The 22,512-nt window shown below is 33.4% G+C and carries 18 protein-coding genes; 11 read left to right on the top strand and 7 right to left on the bottom strand.

Features of this window, described 5'->3' with window-relative positions:
- The first annotated feature begins 7 nt into the window (after positions 1–7).
- The 5 genes from ACNH59_RS04000 to ACNH59_RS03980 all read left to right on the top strand — a co-directional run bounded on the left by ACNH59_RS04000 (position 8) and on the right by ACNH59_RS03980 (position 7,636).
- On the top strand, positions 8–1,885 hold the full coding sequence (locus ACNH59_RS04000) for a sulfatase (RefSeq protein WP_418264144.1): 1,878 nt from the start codon (positions 8–10) through the stop codon (positions 1,883–1,885).
- 27 nt (positions 1,886–1,912) lie between these two features.
- A complete protein-coding gene (locus tag ACNH59_RS03995; protein WP_418264143.1) occupies positions 1,913–4,714 on the top strand; it encodes a sugar-binding domain-containing protein in 2,802 nt (933 codons plus the stop codon).
- A gap of 277 nt (positions 4,715–4,991) precedes the next feature.
- Entirely contained in the window at positions 4,992–5,861 is an 870-nt protein-coding gene (locus ACNH59_RS03990) for a family 16 glycosylhydrolase (protein WP_418264142.1), read from the top strand.
- A gap of 110 nt (positions 5,862–5,971) precedes the next feature.
- Positions 5,972–6,811, top strand: a complete 840-nt coding sequence (locus ACNH59_RS03985) for a T9SS type A sorting domain-containing protein (RefSeq protein WP_418264141.1) — start codon at positions 5,972–5,974, stop codon at positions 6,809–6,811.
- Positions 6,812–6,970: 159 nt separating this feature from the next.
- Complete coding sequence (locus ACNH59_RS03980) at positions 6,971–7,636, top strand: HAD family hydrolase (protein ID WP_418264140.1); 666 nt, start codon at positions 6,971–6,973, stop codon at positions 7,634–7,636.
- A 343-nt stretch (positions 7,637–7,979) separates the two neighbouring features.
- On the opposite strand, the gene ACNH59_RS03975 is transcribed toward ACNH59_RS03980, so the two are convergent.
- Both ACNH59_RS03975 and ACNH59_RS03970 read right to left on the bottom strand, forming a co-directional pair.
- A complete protein-coding gene (locus ACNH59_RS03975; RefSeq protein WP_418264139.1) occupies positions 7,980–8,729 on the bottom strand; it encodes a uroporphyrinogen-III synthase in 750 nt (249 codons plus the stop codon).
- A gap of 13 nt (positions 8,730–8,742) precedes the next feature.
- The gene (locus ACNH59_RS03970) at positions 8,743–9,414 is read right to left on the bottom strand and encodes a DUF4271 domain-containing protein (RefSeq protein WP_418264138.1); all 672 of its coding nucleotides are present in this window, start codon (positions 9,412–9,414) and stop codon (positions 8,743–8,745) included.
- Positions 9,415–9,518: 104 nt separating this feature from the next.
- Between ACNH59_RS03970 and ACNH59_RS03965 the strand changes: the two genes are divergently transcribed.
- The 3 genes from ACNH59_RS03965 to ACNH59_RS03955 are packed head-to-tail and all read left to right on the top strand — an operon-like array spanning position 9,519 to position 12,083.
- Positions 9,519–10,244, top strand: coding sequence for a polyprenol monophosphomannose synthase (locus ACNH59_RS03965; RefSeq protein WP_418264137.1), 726 nt, complete (start codon positions 9,519–9,521; stop codon positions 10,242–10,244).
- Between the two features lie 11 nt (positions 10,245–10,255).
- The gene (locus tag ACNH59_RS03960; RefSeq protein WP_418264136.1) at positions 10,256–11,602 is read left to right on the top strand and encodes a dihydroorotase; all 1,347 of its coding nucleotides are present in this window, start codon (positions 10,256–10,258) and stop codon (positions 11,600–11,602) included.
- A gap of 4 nt (positions 11,603–11,606) precedes the next feature.
- Positions 11,607–12,083 (top strand): DUF4296 domain-containing protein, encoded by a 477-nt coding sequence (locus ACNH59_RS03955; RefSeq protein WP_418264135.1) that lies wholly within the window; start codon positions 11,607–11,609, stop codon positions 12,081–12,083.
- On the opposite strand, the gene ACNH59_RS03950 is transcribed toward ACNH59_RS03955, so the two are convergent.
- Positions 12,080–13,075 (bottom strand): NAD-dependent epimerase/dehydratase family protein, encoded by a 996-nt coding sequence (locus ACNH59_RS03950; protein ID WP_418264134.1) that lies wholly within the window; start codon positions 13,073–13,075, stop codon positions 12,080–12,082. The genes ACNH59_RS03955 and ACNH59_RS03950 overlap by 4 nt on opposite strands.
- A gap of 259 nt (positions 13,076–13,334) precedes the next feature.
- Here ACNH59_RS03950 and tyrS point away from each other — a divergent pair, with 259 nt between their 5' ends.
- Positions 13,335–14,627 (top strand): tyrosine--tRNA ligase, encoded by a 1,293-nt coding sequence (gene tyrS / locus ACNH59_RS03945; RefSeq protein WP_418264133.1) that lies wholly within the window; start codon positions 13,335–13,337, stop codon positions 14,625–14,627.
- Positions 14,628–14,716: 89 nt separating this feature from the next.
- On the opposite strand, the gene ACNH59_RS03940 is transcribed toward tyrS, so the two are convergent.
- The 4 genes from ACNH59_RS03940 to ACNH59_RS03925 form a co-directional block, all read right to left on the bottom strand.
- On the bottom strand, positions 14,717–15,697 hold the full coding sequence (locus ACNH59_RS03940) for an acyl transferase (protein WP_418264132.1): 981 nt from the start codon (positions 15,695–15,697) through the stop codon (positions 14,717–14,719).
- An 83-nt stretch (positions 15,698–15,780) separates the two neighbouring features.
- Positions 15,781–16,119 (bottom strand): T9SS type A sorting domain-containing protein, encoded by a 339-nt coding sequence (locus tag ACNH59_RS03935; RefSeq protein WP_418264131.1) that lies wholly within the window; start codon positions 16,117–16,119, stop codon positions 15,781–15,783.
- Positions 16,120–16,222: 103 nt separating this feature from the next.
- Positions 16,223–17,410: a hypothetical protein gene (locus tag ACNH59_RS03930; protein ID WP_418264130.1), complete on the bottom strand. Its 1,188-nt coding sequence runs from the start codon at positions 17,408–17,410 to the stop codon at positions 16,223–16,225.
- A 139-nt stretch (positions 17,411–17,549) separates the two neighbouring features.
- Positions 17,550–20,291 carry a TonB-dependent receptor domain-containing protein gene (locus tag ACNH59_RS03925; RefSeq protein WP_418264129.1) on the bottom strand — a complete coding sequence of 914 codons (2,742 nt, stop codon included), beginning with the start codon at positions 20,289–20,291 and terminating at the stop codon, positions 17,550–17,552.
- A gap of 224 nt (positions 20,292–20,515) precedes the next feature.
- Between ACNH59_RS03925 and ACNH59_RS03920 the strand changes: the two genes are divergently transcribed.
- Complete coding sequence (locus ACNH59_RS03920) at positions 20,516–21,199, top strand: response regulator transcription factor (protein ID WP_418264128.1); 684 nt, start codon at positions 20,516–20,518, stop codon at positions 21,197–21,199.
- A gap of 84 nt (positions 21,200–21,283) precedes the next feature.
- The gene (locus ACNH59_RS03915; protein ID WP_418264127.1) at positions 21,284–22,357 is read left to right on the top strand and encodes a sensor histidine kinase; all 1,074 of its coding nucleotides are present in this window, start codon (positions 21,284–21,286) and stop codon (positions 22,355–22,357) included.
- Positions 22,358–22,512 lie beyond the last annotated feature (155 nt).

Genomic DNA, 22,512 nt, shown 5'->3' with positions numbered 1-22,512 from the left:
CAATTTTATGAAGCGTTATATCTGTTTATTTTACATTTTGTTTTCATTAAATTTAGTTTCTGCACAAGACAGACCTAACATTCTATGGATAACAATTGAAGATACTTCGCCACAATTTATAGGTTGTTACGGTAATAAAAAAGCCAGCACACCTATTATTGATAAACTCGCAAAAGAAGGTATACGTTTTACCAATGCTTTTTCAACTGGAACGGTATGTGCAGCAAGTAGGTCTACTATTATTACTGGGGCAAAAACTTACACAATGGGTACTGGCCATCAAAGAAGTCAATATCCAATACCTAATTATATAAAAGGTTTTCCCTATTATTTAAAAAAACTAGGTTATTATACTTCTAATAATCCCAAAACAGACTATAATATTGCTAACGAAAAAGATTTTATAAAAGAAGCTTGGGATGAGTGTTCTAAAAAAGCGAGTTGGGACGGACGAGGGGAAAAACAACCATTTTTTTCAGTATTTAATTTTGATGATTCTCATCAATCAAGAACTATGTCTTGGACTTTTGAGCAGTATGAAAAATATGTTTGGAATCAGCTTCCAAAAGAAGACAGAATAGCAGATGACGCTTTTGAAATGCCACCTTTTTATAATGACACTCCCGAAATGCGAAAACAATTTGCGAGAGTCTATAATTCGATAAAACTTACTGATAATAAAATTGGTAAATTACTAACAAAGCTTGAAGAGGATAAGTTACGAGACAATACCATTATTTTCTTTTATGCAGATCACGGGGAAGGTATTCCTAGAGCTAAGACTAATGGGATTAGTTTAGGATATCGCGTTCCTTTTATAATTTGGTTTCCAGAAAAATGGAAGCACCTTTCTCCTTGGGGAACCGCTAGTGTGTCTGATGAGTTAATAACTTTTGAAGATTTGGGACCAACCATCATAAATTTATTGGGTGGGAAAGTACCAGATTATATGAAAGGCACACCGTTTTTAGGTCAATCGAGGGGAAACAAAAAGAAATATCGTTTGCTTTCTACTGATAGGGTAGATAATGGATTAGATTTGGTAAGAAGTGTAACCGACGGGAAATATGTGTATTCTAGGAATTTTATGCCATTCATTCCAGAAGTACGATACATTAATTATCTAGAAATTGCTGATATCACAAAGCATATGCGTAACGACTTAAAACATAATAAACTTAACGCATTGCAATCGCGTATTTTTAATGAACGTCCTTTAGAGGTGTTGTATGATATAGAAAATGATGTTTGGGAAACCAAGAACTTAGCGGAGAACCCAAAATACAAATCTGTTTTAGAAAACATGAGGCACTATATGGATAGTGAGCTTATAAAAGCCAAAGACATCTTGTTCATGCCAGAATATGAAATAGTGAAAATTTCAAAAACACAAACACCCTACGAATATCGTATGGATGAAACCAATTATAGTTTTGACGAAATATATAAAGTAGCAACCCTTTCAGGTAAAAAAGGAGAAGAATTTGTAAAAACTCAAATTAAATACCTTCAACATCAAGATAAAATCGTTCGCTATTGGGCAAGTATAGGTTTAATGTCACAAGATAAAGCACTTTTACAAGCCTATAAAAAAGATTTGAATAAAGCGCTTCATGATGATTATCCCCCAGTATCTATAACTGTCGCAGCTATTTTATATGAAAAGTTTAATAAAAAAAATGCTGCAAAGATATTAAACAAATTTTGCAAAAATGAAGACTGGACTCTGTCTTTAATGAGTATAAATTACGCACTTTATTTTAAAGATAGGACACCATTTGAGACTACTGTTTCCAAATTGTTAGAAACACCAAATCTTAATTATCACATTAAGAGTGCGTGTGATGATTTTTTGGAAAGTCAAAAAATTAGAAAAGAAATATAAAATCAACAGTATTAAACTAACATAAAAATGATGAAATTTTTTCAACCTGCAGTTGTATTCTTTGTACTGGTCTTAACAAGTGCCTGTTCAACTATTAATATAGATCAAATAGATTTGTCTGGAAAGTGGCAGGTCAAATTAGATTCTACAAATACGGGAGAGAGCAGTAATTGGGCTGCTAAAAAGTTTATGGGGACTAAAATAAATTTACCGGGAACTTTGGATGATGCAGGTATTGGAAAGCCAAACAATTTAGAGCCAGCTATCAATAATTATGTGATGTCTAACTTGGCTAGAAAGCATCAATATATAGGGAAAGCATGGTATCAGAGAGAGATTGATATTCCAACCTCATGGAAAGGGAATGTTGTGAAATTGAATCTAGAAAGAATTATTTGGGAGTCTGCTGTATATATTGATGGTAAACTTGTAGGTAAAGCTAATAGTCTAATTGGGAATCATGTGTATGATTTAACAACGCATTTAACTCCAGGAAAGCATCTATTGACTGTTTGTATTGATAACTCGAACCAATTCCCATTGATAAATGTAGCTGGAACAAAATACCCAGATCCTGTAAATCAAGATATGGCACATGCTTATACGAATCATACTCAAATAAAATGGAATGGTATTCTAGGTGATTTATCTATAAATGTTTCAGATAAAAATACGCCTAACAATATACAGGTTTATCCTAATGTAAAGGATAATAAGTTAAAAATTACTTTTAGTCAATCTAAATTTAGTGATAACAAAGTGAATTGTATCATTAGAGACATAAAAGGTGAAGTTATATTTAATGAAAAAATACAAGCCTTAATAGAAAACAACAACTCAATTAGTGTTGAAATTGATAGGCCAAAAAACCTTGCGTTTTGGGATGAGTTTAATCCTGCTCTTTATGATGTCGAAATTGTTTCAAATACAGGAAGTTCTAAAGCTCGATTTGGCTATAAGGAAGTCAGTAATAAAAATGGAGATTTGACATTAAACGGAAAACGAATTTTTCTTCGAGGTAATTTAGAATGTGTGATTTTTCCATTAACGGGACATCCGCCAATGGAGAAAAAAGAGTGGGCAAAGTTAATTTCTCAAGCAAAAGCTTATGGTTTGAATCATTTGCGTTTTCATTCTTGGTGTCCTCCAAAAGCAGCATTTGAAGCAGCAGATGAAGCCGGAATTTATTGTCAAGTAGAACTGCCTCAGTGGAGTTTGAAAGTTGGTCAAGAGGATAAAACAACGCAGTATTTAAAAGCAGAAGCTAATAAAATAATTCGTGATTATGGAAATCACCCCTCTTTCCTTTTTATGACAATGGGAAATGAATTAGAAGGCGATGCAGCAGTATTAAATACCATGGTTGAAGATTTAAAAAAACAAGACAACCGACATATGTATGCGACTACTTCTTTTTCATTTCAAAAACCTATGGGAACACGTCCTGAACCTCAGGATGAGTTCTTTATTACACAATGGACAGACAAAGGTTGGGTTAGAGGACAAGGTATTTTTAATGATAAATCGCCTCATTTCAATGCTGATTACACAGCAACAAGTGAGCATGTAAAAATCCCTTTGGTATCACATGAAATAGGACAATATTCTGTTTACCCTGATATGAGTGAAATTTCAAAATACAAGGGTGTTTTAGAACCTCTTAATTTTATTGCCGTGAAGAGAGAATTAGAAAAGAAAGGCTTGATTGGTTCAGCTAAAGATTTTACGTATAATTCGGGAAAACTAGCAGCGTTATTATATAAAGAGGAAATAGAACGCGCTTTGAAAACACCGAGTTTTGATGGTTTTCAGTTGTTACAACTTCAAGATTTTCCTGGACAAGGAACCGCATTAGTTGGTTTATTAAACGCATTTTGGGAATCAAAAGGAATCATTTCAGCGGAAGAGTTTAGACAATTCAATAGCGAGCTTGTACCTCTTGTTCGTTTTGAAAAAGCGGTTTATAAATCTGGAGAAAAATTTACAGCTTCAATAGAAGTGGCTAACTTTTTTGAAGAGAAAAAAAATCAAACTATTGATTGGATACTAACTGATGATGCAGGTACAGTTGTAAAAAAAGGGAATGTGGACGGTGTTAGTTTGACGATTGGAAATAATATAAATATAGGTACTATTGAGTATCCGATAGCAACAACTACTGCAAAAAGATTAACATTGACAGTCAGTCTAAAAGGAACAAAATATAAAAACAATTGGTCTATTTGGGTGTATCCTAATGTTGTTGCTACAACTGCTAATGATGTGGTTGTTACCTCATCAATTGAAGAGGCTTCAGTGGCTCTCAATCAAGGCAAAAAAGTGTTGTTGAATCCTGATTATAAAACTCTAAAAGGAATTGATGGTCGATTTGTACCTGTATTTTGGAGTCCAGTACATTTTCCTAATCAACCCGCTACCATGGGATTGTTAGTGGATGAAAAACATCCAGCTTTACATGATTTTCCAACTGATACACATACTGATTGGCAATGGTGGGATTTGTGTATTCAATCAAAATCGGTCATCACTGATTCATTAGATGTTACTCCAATCGTTCGTGTTATTGACAATTTTGTGACCAATCATCATTTAGCAACCGTTTTTGAAGCAAAAGTTGGGAATGGGAAACTAATTTTTTCTTCTATGGATTTGACTTCAAAATTAGATGATAGACCTGTAGCAAGACAATTGCGATATAGTTTGTTGCAGTATATGAGTGGTACTTCATTTAATCCTACAAAAACAATTTCAATAGAGGATTTAAAAAAAATAAAAGCAGATAAAAAACAAGGGAATTTTTCAGCTAAAGATATTTACAAGGAAAATTAATGCTGTTTCAATTGATTATCATCTCCTAAATACCTGTTAAATATAATTATTGAAACGTCATTGGAAGTCTTTTGTGCAATACAATGATAAAAGCTGCTCGTTTTGTTCCGCTCTTCCAATGACGTTTTAAATTAAAATTCTTCATCAGCCTAGTGTAAGAAACATGATTTTTATTGGTCGTTTTTCCAAAATTAAAGCTTGACAGAACAAAAAAATATCGTCAAAATCTAATTCAGTTAGGGTTGACTCGCCTATTAATTCCTAAATCAAGATAAAAATGAAAAATTCTTTTGTAAACAAAATGTTATTCATCACGTATCTATTGGTAGCTTTTATTTTTGGCTCTTGTAGTGAAAATAATAGAAGTTCACCAGATGATGAGGTAATAAATTCGGGCAGCAACCCTTCAGTTGGCGTAAAGCCATTGTTAAACACTGTAAATACGAGTAATTGGCAGTTAATATTTAAAGATGACTTTGATTACTTTGATGCTAGTAAATGGGAGAAAAATAATTCTCAACAAAGTCGGGCACCTAGAGCTGAAATAGGAATTTCTCAATGGTTTTGGAAACCAGAGAACGTTAGTTATAAAAATGGAAATTTAGTACTCAAGAGCATTAAGGTTAATGCTAATACATTACATTGTGGATCCATTTATAGCAATAATTTATTTGAATTCAAATACGGATACATTGAAGCTAGGATTGAAATTGCCGAAACTATGTTTGGTACACATACAGCACTTTGGCTTCAAGGTGACAATATGGGTAATGTAAATGGAACTGGGGCTGATGGGGCTGAAATAGATGTTTTTGAATCGGCGTGGATTGGTGATTTTACTAAAAGTGTGGTTCATATAGATGGTTATGGAGCCGCAAAAAAAGCGAATACCAAAAGGTATGATACCCCAGGCATACACAATGGTTACCATACATATGGTTTATTGTGGAATGAAGATAAACTTGAAATTTATTACGATGGTAAATTCATGACACGTTATGAAGGTATCTGGGTGCCTCAAGTTGAGGAATTTTTGTGGTTATCTACAGGAGCTAGTTTTGGAGGTGTCGCAGATTTTACTTCAAGAGCTATAGGGTCATTTACAGAATCAAAAGTAGATTATATTAGAGTGTGGAAAATGAAATAGTAGTGCAGTAGAATAGTAATGTCTATATATTCAGAATCATAGTCCATTTTTACGACAGTGAATCCTGATAAATTTACATAACTATTAATTAACAATTCAACTTTACTATTATGAAACAAAAAATTACTTTAACATTATCTTTTTTAATTTATTGTTCAACATTTATTTACGGACAAACTATAGTTAATGACTTTGAAACTGGTTCGACAACTCCTGCGGGAGTCTTTGGAGCTTCGGTGGCTGTGGTAGCAAATCCAGATCAATCAGGGTTAAATACATCTGCGAATTGTCTTAAAATTGGGAGAACATCTACAAATTGGTATGAGTTAGTTAGAATTGATGTAAATCCAGATTTAGCCATTTCAACTTCCGATACTAAATTCCTAAGTGTGATGGTTTATGGCCCCAAAACTGATATTGGTTGTAGATTTGATGCCACTTCTGATACAAATAACGGTACTAATGTTGTTAGGCCTAGTACGCTTCACTCAGGTGCTAGTGGATGGGAACAAATAATTATACCAATAGTAGATTCGCAAACAGCTACTAATTTTAGTAAAACGACCCTTTATAGTCTTATATTTCATGCAGATATAGGTGTTAATGTACCAGGGGGGAGAATACTTAATAACACAGATTCATTTCTTTATATAGATGAAGTTAAGATTTTAAATTCTAATCCTTCTTTAGGCACTAATAGTTTTGAATTAGAGAATGGAATCTCATTATACCCCAACCCTGCGCAATCTAGTTTTAAGTTAGAATTGAAAAATGATGTAAGTATTGCTCATGTATCTTTATACAACATTATAGGTGAAAAAATCACTGAAAGTTTAACCCAACTAAGTCCTAATGAATACGATATTAGTGATTTGTCTTCGGGATTGTATATTGTGAAAATGATTGATGAAAATGGAAATTCCTATTCAAGAAGACTTCTTAAAGAATAATACTGATTCAAATCCTAAATATTGAGCGCTAATCCGCTAAAACAAATATAGTTATACTTGCTAATTTTAAAACGCTGTAAAACATGCTTTTACAGCGTTTTTTTTAAACTTCTACCTCTGAAGGCTTCTTTAAGCTTAAAGACTAAATTACTGTTTTAAATGAAAAAAATAAAAGCGATTATATTTGATTTTGATGGTACATTAGTTGACACGGATAAATTCCATTTTAATTGCTGGAATAAATCGCTAAGTACTTTTAATGTTAAATTAGAATACGATTATTATTTAAATCATCTTGCTGGTGTTCCTTCCATTTTAAATGCCGAAACGATTATAGAGGAATACGGATTACCTATTTCTGTCAAAGATTTAGCTGATTTAAAAGATGAAAACACTAAAAATCTATTAAAAACAGAGACAATCAATTTTATGCCAAATGCCTTAGAGGTTCTGGAATACTTTCGGAAAGAAAATATGCCAATGTTTTTAGTTACGGGTAGTCCAAGAACTGAAGTCGATTGTATTTTAGATAGAGCAAATATTAAGGGATATTTTAAGTTTTCAATAACAAGTAGTGATGTTGAAAAAAGCAAACCAGATCCAGAGCCCTATTTAACAGCTATTGTCAATTGTGGTTTTAGTCAAGAAAATATATTAGTTTTTGAAGATACAAAGAATGGTATTCTGTCTGCAAAATCAGCAAACTTGAAATGCTTTGCCATTCAAGCCAATGCTGATCTTCAAAAAAGATTAAATGAAGCGGATCAAATATTTGAAAACTTTGATCATGCAATTAACTACTTGAAGAAAAGAAATTTAATATAGTTACAAACAGCATTTATTGGGAAGGGGATTGAGTGAGGCAAATCTTTTGTTTTGTTATTCAATGAAATTTTAACAAAAGTTAAGCCTGTCAAATAAACCTCCTGGCAAGAGAAGGTAAAGGCTTATTGTTTGTTAGATATTGCAGAAACTAATACAGGGTATTATATGGACAAAACTGTCTTGTATGCGTTAGTGAATCTGAAATCATAAGGGTTTCAAATATCAACATCTGAAGCCTTATATTGTGGGGTAGGAATTTTTTTCGTGCACCGAATTAATTATTCATTAAAAAGCCACTATTTAAACTTTCGATTCAAATAGTGGCTTTTTAAGGGGCAAGTAGTTATTTTACTTTGTTTGCTTCAACAATGTATTTTTCTAAAGCCATTGTCATTGAAGGTGTGTTTGGCGTTGGGGCAAGAATGTCAACTCTTAATCCATTGTCCAAAGCTTCTTTTTGGGTTGTGCTTCCAAAAACTGCAATTCTAGTATTGTTTTGTTTGAAATCAGGGAAGTTTTTAAATAATGATTTGATTCCAGTAGGGCTGAAAAAAGCCAAAACATCATAATAAACATCTGCAAGATCTGAAAGGTCGCTCATGACTGTTCTGTAAAAAGTAGCTTGAGTCCAGTCTACTTTCAAATTGTTTAAAGTAGTAGGCGCATCAGCATTCAATTGATCAGAAGCGGGTAATAAGAATTTTTCGTCTTTATATTTTTTGATCAGTGGAGATAAATCTGCAAAATCTTTGGCTCCAACATAAATTTTACGTTTTCTGTAAACGACATATTTTTGCAAATAGAAAGCTACGGCTTCCGATTGGCAGAAATATTTTAAGGTTTCAGGGACTTTAAAACGCATTTCTTCAGCTACTCTGAAAAAATGATCAACTGCATTTCGGCTTGTTAAAATAATTGCAGTATAATTGTTAAGATCGATTTTTTGTAGTCGAATCTCTTTTGCACTTACTCCTTCTATGTGGATAAAAGGTCTGAAATCAATTTTTATTTTATGCTTTTGTTGCAATTCAAAGTAAGGAGAATTCTCAACTTTAGGCTCAGGTTGTGACACCAAAATAGTTTTCACTTTCATATTTTAACATTTTCTAAGCGCTACCTTTTGTGTACAAATAATACATAAAAAAATAGGGTGCTATTTCGAGAGTGCAAAGATATAAAATAAAATAAAACAACTTACTGAATATTAAATTTTGATAATTTTTTATTGACATCAAGTATGTTAATGCATTGGCAATCAGTATTATTGCTATAATTGTTTGTGGGATTATAGTAGAAATACCTTCTTGATAAAACAGAATAATGTTAAATGGTAAGATCAATAATCCAATATATGTTCGATATGTAACTTTTTGAAGGTTAAATTGTTCTACGAATTCTTCGATATTGAATGCGGTTGCGATTATTTTTTCGATCAGATATTTGGATAATATAAAGAAAGTGACGAATGTGAAAATTTGGATATATAGAATGTAATCCGACTTAGAGGCTAGGCCAAAAATGTTTAAGGTTAGCTGAATTAAAAATGAAAATGAAATGGCTTGAACTGTAAATAATGATAAGGTAAAGCCACTCTTAAGGTGACTAGCGTCTCGGTATACCTTAGAATATTTGTCAGAGAAAATGAGATTGATAAAATCTGCAAATCGATTTTCGTTAGTTGACTTGGTTAGGGCTATTATTATAAATGACAATACAAATAAAATTGTTGCCCAATCCTTGTTTTCAATTATTCTAGGGTGAAGTAGGTGCTCTGTCATAGTGTAGCAAAATTAGTAATTTTTTGGTTCAAACTTTTTATTATAAATTTATTATCATACAAATGCTTTAAAAAGTTTACTTTTGCGGTGAAATTATTTGAAAAATGAGTGATAGCATTGTTATAATTCCTACCTATAACGAAATCGAAAATGTTGAAAGTATTATTCGTTCTGTGTTGTCACAGCACAAAAGTTTTCACGTTCTCATTATTGATGATAATTCACCTGATCATACTGCTGATAAAGTCGTTTTATTGCAGTCTGAATATGAAGGGCGTTTGTTTTTAGAAAAAAGAGCCAAGAAAGCAGGTTTAGGAACCGCTTATGTCCATGGTTTTAAATGGGCCATTGATAGAAAATATGATTTTATATTTGAGATGGACGCCGATTTTTCGCATAACCCACATGATTTGGAGAAACTTTACAACGCTTGTCATTTCGGAGACGCAGACTTAGCAATTGGTTCTCGTTATGTAACAGGTGTAAATGTGGTGAATTGGCCGCTGAACAGAGTTTTGATGTCTTATTTCGCATCTGTCTATGTTCGTATGATTACTGGAATGCAAATACATGATGCAACTGCAGGCTTTGTGTGTTACAAAAGACAAGTGCTAGAATCAATAAAACTAGATAAAATTAAGTTTGTTGGTTACGCTTTTCAAATTGAAATGAAGTATCGAACTTATTGTCGAAAGTTTCAAATCACTGAAGTGCCAATCATTTTCACCGATAGAACTAAAGGTCAGTCTAAAATGAGTAATTCGATTATTGTTGAAGCTGTTTTTGGGGTGATATCTTTACGAATGAAAAAAATATTTAATACACTATAAGCATAAACACAATGAATAAGATTTTAATTAAGAATGCCAAAATTGTAAATGAAGGGGTGATTTTTGAAGGCGATGTTTTAATTGAAAATGACTTAATTGTTGAGATTTCAGAAAGCATCAGTGCCAAATCATCTGAATACAAAATTATTGACGCTGAAGGGAATTATTTGATGCCTGGAGCTATTGACGATCAAGTGCATTTTAGAGAGCCTGGTTTGACGCATAAAGGTGATATTGAATCAGAATCTAAGGCGGCAATTGCGGGTGGGATTACTTCTTTTATAGAACAACCCAATACTGTGCCTAATGCAGTGACTCAAGAAATTCTGGAAGAGAAATATCAAGTTGCTGCTCAAAAGTCGTATGCCAACTATTCTTTCATGATGGGAGCAACGAATGACAACTTGGAAGAAGTTCTAAAAACAAATCCTAAGAATGTTGCGGGAATTAAAATTTTCCTAGGCTCTTCAACTGGAAATATGTTGGTAGATAACGAGGCTACTTTAGAAAAAATATTTTCTAGCACACCTTTGTTGATTGCAGTTCACTGTGAAGACGAAACGACGATTAAAGAAAATACAGCAAAATATATTGCAGAATACGGTGATGATGTTCCAGTAACAGCACACCATCTGATTCGTTCTGAAGAAGCATGTTATATTTCTTCTTCAAAAGCAATTGAATTGGCTAAGAAAACAGGTGCGCGTTTGCATATTTTTCACCTTTCTACGGCTAAAGAAATGGATTTATTTACCAATAAAATTCCATTGGAAGAAAAAAAGATTACTGCTGAGGTTTGTATTCACCATTTATGGTTTACAAATGATGATTATGCTACTAAAGGCAATATGATTAAGTGGAATCCAGCTGTTAAAACCGCTGCTGATAGAGATGCATTATGGAAGGCTTTGCTTGATGACCGAATTGATGTAATTGCAACTGATCATGCTCCGCATACATTAGAAGAGAAAAAACAGCCCTACTTGAAGGCGCCTTCTGGTGGGCCTTTAGTACAACACGCTGTGGTAGCTATGTTTGAAGCTTATCATCAAGGAAAAATCAGTATCGAAAAGATTGTAGAAAAAATGTGTCACAATCCAGCTAAGCTTTTTCAAATCGAGAAGCGTGGATTTGTCAAAGAAGGTTATTATGCTGATTTGGTAATCGTAAATGCAGGATTGCCATGGAGTGTTAAAAAAGAGAATATTTTAGCAAAATGTGGTTGGTCTCCATTTGAAGGATTTACTTTTAAGTCAAGAATTACACATACTTTTGTCAATGGACAATTGGTTTACACCGCTTTTAAAGTGAAAAATATCAAAGCAGGAAAACGTTTGTTATTTGATAGAAATTATTAATACAATGAGACATATTGCCATCATAATTATTTTGTTTTTGTCTATAGGTTGTAAAAAAGAGCCTTTAGAAAAACCAGACCGTCTTATTGAGAAATCGGATATGATTAATATAATGTATGATTTGGCGCTGTTGAATGTAATTAAGTATCAATATCCAGGTACTCTGGAGCAATATGAAAAAGGCGACTTGGAGTATGTTTATAAAAAATACAAGATAGACAGTGCTCAATTTGTTCAAAGTAATAGTTATTATGCGGCTGACTATAAAGGGTATAAAAAAATGTATGATGCCATAGCCTTAAAAGTCGAAGAGAATTCAAAGTTGTATGATTCTTTGGTGAAAATGGATGAAAATAAAAAGCTAAAGGCGTTGAAAAAAAAGCCTGGCGTAGCTAAAAAAGACTCTTTGGCTAAGAAAGAAACATTGCAAGAAAGATTAGAAAAAGGAGCTAAGGAAGATGCTGAAGGGGTATTGGACTAATTTTTAAAAGTTGCAAGCCTTGTTATATATTGTGGAATTTCTAAAAAGCGGATTTGTAAATCCGCTTTTATTTTTTGATTGGAAAACAAAGTTTTTCTGCAAGCGGCTTTGGCAATGTCTTTGGTTAGTGTCCTTTTTTTAATTGAAAAGAATGATAATACTCCATCCAATCTCCATGCTATTTCTAAAAGCCATGGCTGAATAGCTTTGGTAGGTTTTTTGACCTTCAAAGCATCACACATCATGTTTATGATTTCTTGATAGCTGTAATTGGCTGTATTCAAAATGTAACGTTGGTTGCAGATGTCACTGTTTAAAAGCTGGATAGCGGTTTTCACAACATCATCTACTGCGATATATCCTGTAATTCCTTTGGTGTAAAAAGGGATTCCTTTGGATACTTTTGTGAATAACAATCCGCTTCCTTGGTTGTTGAAACCTGGGCCAAGGATGATACTTGGGTTGATGATTATAGTGTTGAGTCCTTCTTGTTGGCCACGCCAAATTTCCATTTCGGCTCCATATTTTGAAATAGCATAATCAGAATGATGTTTCTCTGGGTTCCACTCTGTTTCTTCGGTTACGATGGTTTCGTGATCAGCTAAGTCTCCTAAAGCGGCAACAGAGCTAACGTGGCATAATTTTTTAACGTTGTTTACTATACAAAAGTTAACAATGTTTGCTGTTCCTTCGATATTAATTTTACGCAAAAGATGTTCGTCCTTGGGGTCGAATGAAATGAAGCCGGCACAATGATAAACATATTTAATGCCAACAAATGCGTTTTCAAGGGATGGAATCTCCGTTACATCTCCCTGAATCCATTCAATTTTTTTGAAAAGAGCACTTTTTTGGTTTGAGGTAAATAGGGACTTGGTTTTTTCGATACTTTTAGCGTTTCGGTAAATGGCACGGACGCTGTCCTCATTTTCTGTTAAATGAAGTAATAAATGTGCGCCCACTAAGCCTGTTCCTCCCGTTACTAAAATCATATTTACAAATGTAAGGAAATCAAAAGGCAAATGGTAAAAATCATGTCAAATTTCAATTTCAAAAAAATTAATGATAAAGCTGTGAAATTAATTTTTAATCTAGTTATTATTTTTTGATTAATATTCGTTTCCTTTTGAATCCTGGTTTCTTTTTGAAATTGTTATTTTCTTTGGGGCTAACATTCAATTATGTCATTTGCTTTTTGAAATTGATTTTTGATTATTGAATTGTTATATTTGCACAAATTGAAGAAAAAAGATGAAAAATTTTATTGAAGAAGTAACTTGGAGAGGAATGCTCCACGACGTTATGCCAGGCACTGAGGAACATTTGATGGAGCAAATGCGGGTGGCATATGTGGGGATTGACCCAACTGCAGATTCATTACATATAGGGCATTTGGTTGGAGTAATGTTGTTGAAGCATTTTCAATTGGCAGGACACAAACCACTAGCTTTAGTAGGTGGGGCAACAGGAATGATTGGTGATCCATCGGGGAAATCGAATGAAAGAAATTTGTTGGATGAAGCTACTTTGCGTCACAATCAAGAGGCGATAAAAGGGCAGTTGTCACGCTTTTTAGATTTTACTTCAGATGCGGCTAATGCAGCTGAACTGGTGAATAATTATGACTGGATGAAGAATTTTTCATTCTTGGAATTCATTCGTGATGTGGGTAAACATATTACCGTAAACTATATGATGGCAAAAGATTCTGTAAAGAAACGTTTGTCATCTGAAGCAGCAGAAGGCATGTCTTTTACGGAGTTTACTTATCAATTAGTCCAAGGATATGATTTTTTACATTTGTACAGAGACAAAGCTTGTACTTTGCAAATGGGAGGAAGTGACCAATGGGGAAATATTACCACGGGAACCGAATTGGTACGAAGAATAGCGAGCGGAAAAGCTTACGCTTTAACTTGTCCATTAATCACAAAAGCCGATGGAACTAAATTTGGTAAATCTGAAGGTGGAAATATCTGGCTAGACGCGGCAAGAACATCACCATATAAATTTTACCAATATTGGCTGAACACCTCTGACATTGATGCTGAAAAATACATCAAGATTTTTACTTTTTTATCAAAAGAAGAAATTGAAGATTTAACGGTAAAACATAGAGAAGCACCACATTTGCGTTTGTTGCAAAAACGTTTGGCTGAGGAAATCACCGTAATGGTACATTCTGCAGCCGATTTAGAGAATGCTATCAAAGCCTCTGGGATTCTTTTTGGAAATTCAAATGCCGAGGATTTGAAACAATTGGACGCAGCTACTTTTTTAGAAGTTTTTGACGGTGTGCCGCAAGCAGAAATTGCTAAAAGCGATCTTGAAAACGGAATAGAAATTATTACTGTTTTGAATGATAAAACAGGATTTTTCAAATCAAACGGAGAGGCAAGAAGAGCCTTGACAGCCAATTCAATCTCAGTGAATAGAGAAAAAGTAAAAGAAGATTTGGTGCTTTCTAACAATGATTTAATAAACGACCAATTTGTATTGTTGCAAAGTGGTAAGAAAAATTATTTCGTAGTAAGAGTAGTGTAATTTGATTAATCGGTTAAAGGGTTAATTGATTAACCGCTTGGGAGCGAGATTTATGCTTCATAAAGAGGGGTGTTAACCAATTACCTTCTTTAAAGTACCATCAAATTACAACCACGAATATCTGAATTGTCAAAACGTCCCAATACCTCGAAAGAGTTGTTGGGATTTTTTTTGCCTAAATCTTGGGTGGCGATAAAAGAGCAGGAATTGATGTTGGCTAAGTCGATTACGTTGATACCTCCTGTTTTTCCGTTGTTAACATAGGTAAGGGCGTCTTCGGTATCACGAACTAGGATTTGCATCCATGCTGGACATTCAAAGATGCCATTTCCAAGAGAATAGGCTTGTGAGAGTAATTCGGTCATGCCATATTCTGAATGAATGGCTGAAACTCCAAAGCCAGTGCATAGGGTTTGGTGTAATTCTTCACGAATCATTTCTTTGCGTTTGCCTTTCATGCCTCCAGTTTCCATGATGATGGTGTTTTGAAGTTTGAATTGGTGTTTTTCGATTAAATCGAGTAGGGCATAGGTTACTCCAATCAAAATTACATTTTGTCCTGATTCGTCAAGTGCTATTAGGTTTTTGATTAATTCTTCGTGGTTGTGCAGGTAAAAACCGCTTTCAGGACGATTGCTGCGCTGAATCAAATCATCAACCATGTGTATTAATGACGAGCCTTCGCGTTCTAAGTAAGAAGGTAGTAATGCTAGTATAACATAGTCTTCGATATTTCCGTAAAATTCTGAAAATGCTTTTTGGTAACTTTCTTCGTAAATGGATACATCAGTAACAAGATGCTTACTGGTTATCATTCCAGTGGTTCCGCTACTAGTGAAAGTAGTTTCAATAGGGTTAATATTGCTTACCACTTCGTGACTTTTGAAAAACTGAATAGGCAAAAATGGAATTTGTTCTAAAGATTTTACTTTTTGCACCTCCGTTTTTAGGTGATTACAAAACTCTTGATATGCTTTATTGTTTTCGTATTGATAACGAAAAGTCTTTAAGGCGATTTTTTCAAATTGCTTTTGATTGGAAATGGTGAATATATCAGAAGTTGAGATCAATTTTTTTTGACAAAAGTAGTAAACTTAAATAAAAAAGCTCCAAAATTGTATTGGAGCTTTTTTTAATATTTTATTGGTAATTTTTATCGTACGATTAGTTTTCTTGTAGCGGATGCATTATCCTCTGTTATTTTGATAATGTAAACTCCAGGTGATAAATTGGAAACATTTAGCTCTCTTCCGCTAAGTTGAGTTTGGAGTATTTTTTTTCCAAGTAAATCAAAAATGATGATTTCTTTATTAGAGTCATTTTTAGTTGAAATAGATACTTTACCACTATTCACGGGGTTTGGGTACAAGTTTAAGCCCTCAATAGTGGAGCTTTCTTGAGTTTTTGGCAATTGCTTTGAATCCTGAGCTTTTACGCTAAAGGAACCAAGAAACGCCAATAAGAGAATAATATAAAAGTAGTTTTTTGCCATCGCATCTGTTTACAATAAGTAAAAGTATAAATAAAATAATTAATAAGCAAAAAAATGCCTTTCAAATTGATTGAAAGGCATTTTTTTAAGTTTTAGTTTTTTATTACAAACCTTTTGTCCATCCTTGAGTCCAAGTTGGAACTCCTGAACCATTTCCTGCGCCAGTAGCAGTAGAAGATTCTGTGAAAACGTTAGTAATACCCACTGATATTCCAGCTGTGCTTGTTCCTTTTGATTTAGTTGTTACCTCTTCAAATTTTACATTCGTTGCTAATAAATCAGTTCCAACATATCCAACGCTTTCGTCATGTTGTACATCAAAACCAGTTTTCCAGCCTTTTAAAACAACATTATCAAATTTACCTTTTGTACCAACTCTTAATTTGAAAGCTTGAGATTCTGAACTTGTATCATTTGTTCCAGCTCCAATTAGTGTCATGTTTTTGATAGTAGGGAAAGAGATTGGAGAAGCTAGGTGATTGTTAGAGTTGTTGTCTGCTTCGATACCTCTGTTACCAGCGTTTGTTCTAATTCCGTACCAGTTTTCACCATTTCCATTCCAACCTTCAGTCCAGTCAAATAAATCATCCCCAACTGATGTTGCATCTTTGTTAGAAACTACTAAGTGTTTTGCATCAACAGTACCACCAAACCACTCAAATCCGTCATCAGAACCTTCATAAACTTGAACATAATCTATAATTGTACCTTTTCCAACACCAAATAGTGAAACTCCGTTGAATTCTTTGTCAGAGTTGTATGAGTAACCAGAATATTCAATTCTTAAATATTTGATTGATCCAGAGTTGTCATTGGTTTCAGCTCCACCGTATGCTAACTCAGAAACTTCAGCAGTAGCTGTATTTCCTTTGTTGATAGGTGCTTTTCCACAAATAACTAAACCTCCCCAAGCAGCTGGTTTTTTTACTTCAGCCGTCATGATAACTGGGTTTGTAGCTGTTCCTTTAATATCAATTTTTCCTCCTTGGGCTACTGCAATATATCTTACAGCTTCAAATTGATTCGCTCCTAATGCAGTAGCTTCGATAATTACTCCAGGTTTGATTGTAAGTGTTGCAGTGTTTTTAACAATCAATTTTCCTGTTAGTTTGTAAGTTCCAGATTCTAAGATAACCTCTCCACTGTTGATTTCTCCTTGTAGATTTTCTCTAACTACAACAAAATCTGATTTTGATTCGTTGTTATTGTTGTCATCGTTTGTACAAGAAGTAGTAAGTGTTACAAGCGATAAAGCTGCTAAACCTAAAATTGTTGAAATTGTTTTTTTCATTACGTTTTTTATTTTTTTGTTTTATTTTATGCAAATATTAGAACTTATAATTGATTGGATGTTAAGTTGTCGTGATGTGTTTGTTATATGATTTTTATCTAAATGTTAAGGAATTATAACTTTGTGATTTTGGTTCTTTTTAGAACTGGTAACTCATTCCTAATCCAAAAGAGAGTCCTTTTTTATAGTCGAAAACCAAAACATCTCCGCCAGCATTTTCTTGAACTCTTTTAAATTCTGGATTCAAAAGATTTTTTGCTCCAAAGTTAATCCCAAAACTTTTGTTAAGTTTTGTTTTAAAAACAAGGTCTAGCGACCCCATAGCTTTGTCTACTAAATTCCCTTTTTGTTCGTTTCCAATAGCGAAAAGTTTGTCGGAATAATGGTTGTAAGCTAGTGTTGCCATGATTCCTGAGTCCTTTTTAAAGTTTTTAGTATATGATAAATCAGCATTCAAAATTAAATCAGAAGCTCCTGTGAAACCAGAGTTGTCATCCGTTGTATTAATATTTAGTCTGCCATCTGTTTCTTTTCTAACTTTTTCAGCATCAATATCTTGATATGTTTTCATTAAGGAAGCATTTACACCTAAAGAAAGTTTGTTAGTAAATTCTCCTTCTATTTCAAAAATATTCTTTCTAGTCTCTAACTCAACACCGTAAGCATAACCACTATCTCCAATATTAACAAAAGAAATATCATTTGAAGAAGAAGCAACAACAATTTGGTTAATTGGGTCTATGATGTATTTTCCAAAAGCAGTTACAGAGAATAGTTCATCACTTTTAGGGAATATTTCCCATTTTAAATCAAAGTTGTAATTTTGAGAAGGATACAAAAATGGATTACCAATTTCAGATTGCATTACGTCTTCATAAATAAATAAAGCACGTTCTTTAAATTGTGGTAGTGTATAGGTTTTACTGGATGCTATACGAAGATTTTGTTTTTCGTTCAATTCGTATTTCAACACAAGGCTTGGTAAAAATTCGTTTCTTTCAAATGTGTTTTTTCCTCCGCTTGCATCAAGTTGTGTTCTCCAGTTCACTGTTTGATTGATTTTTTCAACTCTTAAACCTAACATAGAGCTTAGTTTTTCGGATAATTTGTATTCTATATTACCAAATCCTGCGTGTATATCTTGATTTCCACCATAAGTTTGAGGAGTCATTCCTGCAAAAGCGGCAATCGAGAATAAACCATTATTGTAATTTTGTTGATTAAAAAAATCATCTAAATTGTTTGGATTTACACTTGTGTTTTGTCCAGTTTGACTTATGTTGAAATTAAATTGAATGGCTTCAAACTCACGTTTTTTGAATCTACCATTGTAACCTGCAACTATCTTTCCTCTTGAGTCCCCATCTTTATTATCTCCTAATTTGTAAGTAAGAGCAATATTAGCTGCTATTTCGTCTTCTGTAAGGTTTTGGAAGTACCTTTGGTTGTCAGTAGTTGTTCTTTGAGCAATTGTGTAATTGTTAGTTGTAGGATTGTAGAACATTTTATTTTGAGTTCTGTCTGGCATATCACCTTTTACGGTATTATATGAAAGCCCCCAATCCAGATTGATATTATCAGTTATTTTGTCGTTTCCTAAAAGCTGATTGATAATTACTGAATTTTGAGTAAAGGTTCCTCTTTGAACTTGAAGGCTAGCGTCAGCATTATCAAAATCACGATCACTACCAAAATAAGTGTCTCTTGTTTGTTCAGATGAATTCACAAACAAAAAGTTGTATCCAATTTTATGGTCGTTATTAAAACGATAATTGGAATTAAACATCCCTGTAGTGTTGGTGTTGTAAGAGAATTTTTCTTGTTCGAAAGATTTTAACGATGCTCCCTGAGCATTTATACTTTGAGTTAGTCCTTCTCTAAATTCGTAACCATTGTTAAAACTAGCCGTAGCAAAAAAACTTAGTTTTCCTTCTTCTCCAATGTTGAAACTTTTTCCTGCTTTTAGGTTAAAGTTTCCTCCAAAAGGAGTTTGTTTTTCAGGATTTAAACTGTTTTCAAAATTGTATCCTGTTAAAGGGTTTTTTGGAACTCCATAAGATATAAAGCCTGATTTACTTGGGCCTTGTTGCATTAAAAAATTATTTTTTTGTACTGCATTGGTATTTATTGTTGATCCAAATGCAATTTCAAACATTCCTTCTCCACGATAATCTTTAGATGCAATATCTACATTTCCTCCTGCAAAATCACCGTACATTCTTGAACCATAAACTTTGTCTATTGAAATGTACTCAACAATGTCGGTTGAAAAAAGATCAAGGGCAATGTTCTTTTTTTGTGGATCGTTTGATGGAATTGGTAATCCATTCATCGAAGTAGAATTATATCGGTCACCAAGTCCTCTAACATACACGTTGTTACTTCCTTCTTGTTTTGATACACCCGATGTTTTCGCAACTGCAGCTGCTACATCCCCAACACCTTTTCGAGATAATTCTTGCGCTCCAATTGATTGTTTAATTTCAACGGCATTTTTTTGATCTAATAATAAAGCAGTTTCTTTTTCTCTACTAACAGGGGGTGCTGTTATAATTACATCTTTAAGCATGTATCCTCCTGGAGCGAGTGCTTTGCTGATTGTTACCGTTTTTCCGCTTTCTACTGTTACAGGCACTTCAATAGGCTCGTATCCTACAAAGCTAAATTGGATAACATAAGTCCCAGGTAATGCACTAAGGGTGTATTTCCCGTCTATATCGGTTGTTGTATTTGCCTTTGTTCCTTTTAAAATTACGTTAGCAAACGGTAAAGTTTCATTGTTTAATTCTTTGTCTGTTAACACTCCAGTAATAGTACCTTTTGTTTGTGCAAATGTAAGTGTACAGATGAAAAGTGTAAAAATCAATAATTTAAGTTTCATAGTCTTCTAAAATTTTTTGCAAAGTAAAGGCGCAACTGTAAAGTCCAAGTTAATCAGTTGTTATGAATCTGTTTACTGAATATTATTAAAATGTTACCATATTAAATTAGTGTAAACCCTACTTTTTCACGATTATTTTATTGTTATATTTACAATCGCAATTGTAATCATTAGTTTAAAAACAACAGTATTACTAATGATTGAAACCTAATTTTGCTATTTTTATGAAAAACAAGAACACAAAGATTTTACTTGTAGATGACGAGCCGGATATTCTAGAAATTGTAGGCTACAACCTATCGCAAGAAGGTTATCAAATTTTCACTGCATCTAATGGTAAAGAGGCGATTTCTAAAGCTAAAAAAGAAATTCCAGATTTGATTATCATGGATGTGATGATGCCAGAAATGGATGGGATGGAGGCTTGTGAAAACATTAGAAAAATTCCTGAGTTAAGTAATGTGATTATCACTTTCTTAACAGCAAGAAGTGAAGATTACTCTCAAGTAGCTGGATTTGATGTAGGGGCAGATGATTATATTACAAAGCCTATCAAACCAAAATTATTAGTAAGTAAAGTAAAAGCATTGTTGAGACGATTGGTAGAATCTGACCAAGACAGTGAGACTTTAAATGTAGGTGGTATCGAAATCAACCGTGAAGAATATAAAATTGTCATGGAAGGGCAAGAAATAGCTTTGCCAAGAAAAGAATTCGAATTGTTTTATTTATTAGCTTCAAAACCCGGAAAAGTTTTTAAACGTGATGAAATTCTCGATAAAGTTTGGGGTAATGAAGTCGTAGTAGGCGGAAGAACTATTGATGTTCATATTCGAAAATTACGTGAAAAAATTGGAGAGGAATTGTTTAAGACCATAAAAGGTGTGGGCTATAAGTTTGAAGTGTAATTAAATAATCATCTTATTTTTTTAACTTTACAGGTTAGTATAGAATGGGCTTTAGGCCCATTTTTAAATTTAATTCGTTTATAAATGAAGATCAATTTTAAGAAAACATACAAATTTGCTATAAAATCATCCTTTTATATCAGTCTGTTTTCAACCGGTTTTGTAGTTTTGTTAGTTGCCTTGATGTTTTCTTCATTCGATAATCGGTTGCTTTGGTTTGGAGTTATTTTTAGTGTAATCCTCTTTGTTTTTTCCTTTTTGGTTATCCAATATAGGGTAGAGCGTTTTATATACAGACGTGTCAAGAAAATCTATGATGATGTTTCTTTGTTGGAATCCAGCACATTAATTAATCAGCCTATTACAACTGATATGGAAACTTTGACGAGAGAGGTCAAAAAATTCGCTACTGATAAAAAATTGGAAATCGAATTACTACAGGTTCGTGAAGAATATCGAAGAGATTTTTTGGGAAATGTTTCTCATGAGCTGAAAACACCTTTGTTTACGGTTCAAGGATATATTTCAACTTTATTAGATGGGGCGATGGAGGATAAGGTAATCCGAAAGAAATATTTGAAACGTGCTGAAAAAGGAGTGGAGCGGTTGATATATATTGTTGAGGATTTGGATATGATAACCAAATTAGAAGCTGGTGATTTGAATTTAGAATATTCTGAATTTGATATTTATGAATTGATTCAAAATGTTTTTGATTTGTTAGAGATGAAAGCAGAGAAAAAAAATATCACTTTGGCTTTTGATAATAGTACTGCCTTGCCTAATTATGTGAGAGGTGATCGTGATAGAATTCAACAAGTGATAGAGAATTTAATTGTAAATTCTATTAAGTATGGAAAGGAAAATGGAACCACAGAGGTTTCTGTTGTGAATTTGACTAAGAAAAAAGTCTTGGTACGTATCAGTGACAATGGTGGTGGGATAGCAAAACAACATCTGCCTAGGCTCTTTGAGCGTTTTTATCGTGTTAATAAAAGTGGGTCTAGAGAAGAAGGGGGTTCAGGTTTAGGTCTGGCCATTGTAAAACATATAGTAGAGGCTCATAAAGAAAAAATTTATGTAGAGAGTGAAGTAGGAGTGGGCTCGGAGTTTTCATTTACTCTTGAAAGACCAGTGGTAAAGAAGAAATTGAGTTGAATTATACATCGGGATAATGAAATGAAGGAATCGCAAAGCGGTTCCTTTTTTTGTGACTTATTGAGTGGTATTTAGGGGTTTTTTCTTAGGTTTTTTTATTTGCATTTTGTTAAAGATTCCTTAACATTGGTAACCTTCTCTTGTTATAGATTTGC

The sequence above is a fragment of the Flavobacterium faecale genome (assembly GCF_048320115.1).
GTDB classification, from domain to species: domain Bacteria; phylum Bacteroidota; class Bacteroidia; order Flavobacteriales; family Flavobacteriaceae; genus Flavobacterium; species Flavobacterium faecale_A.
The sequence above is the reverse complement of the archived record's forward strand: the minus strand, read 5'-3'. Positions and strand labels throughout refer to the sequence as shown.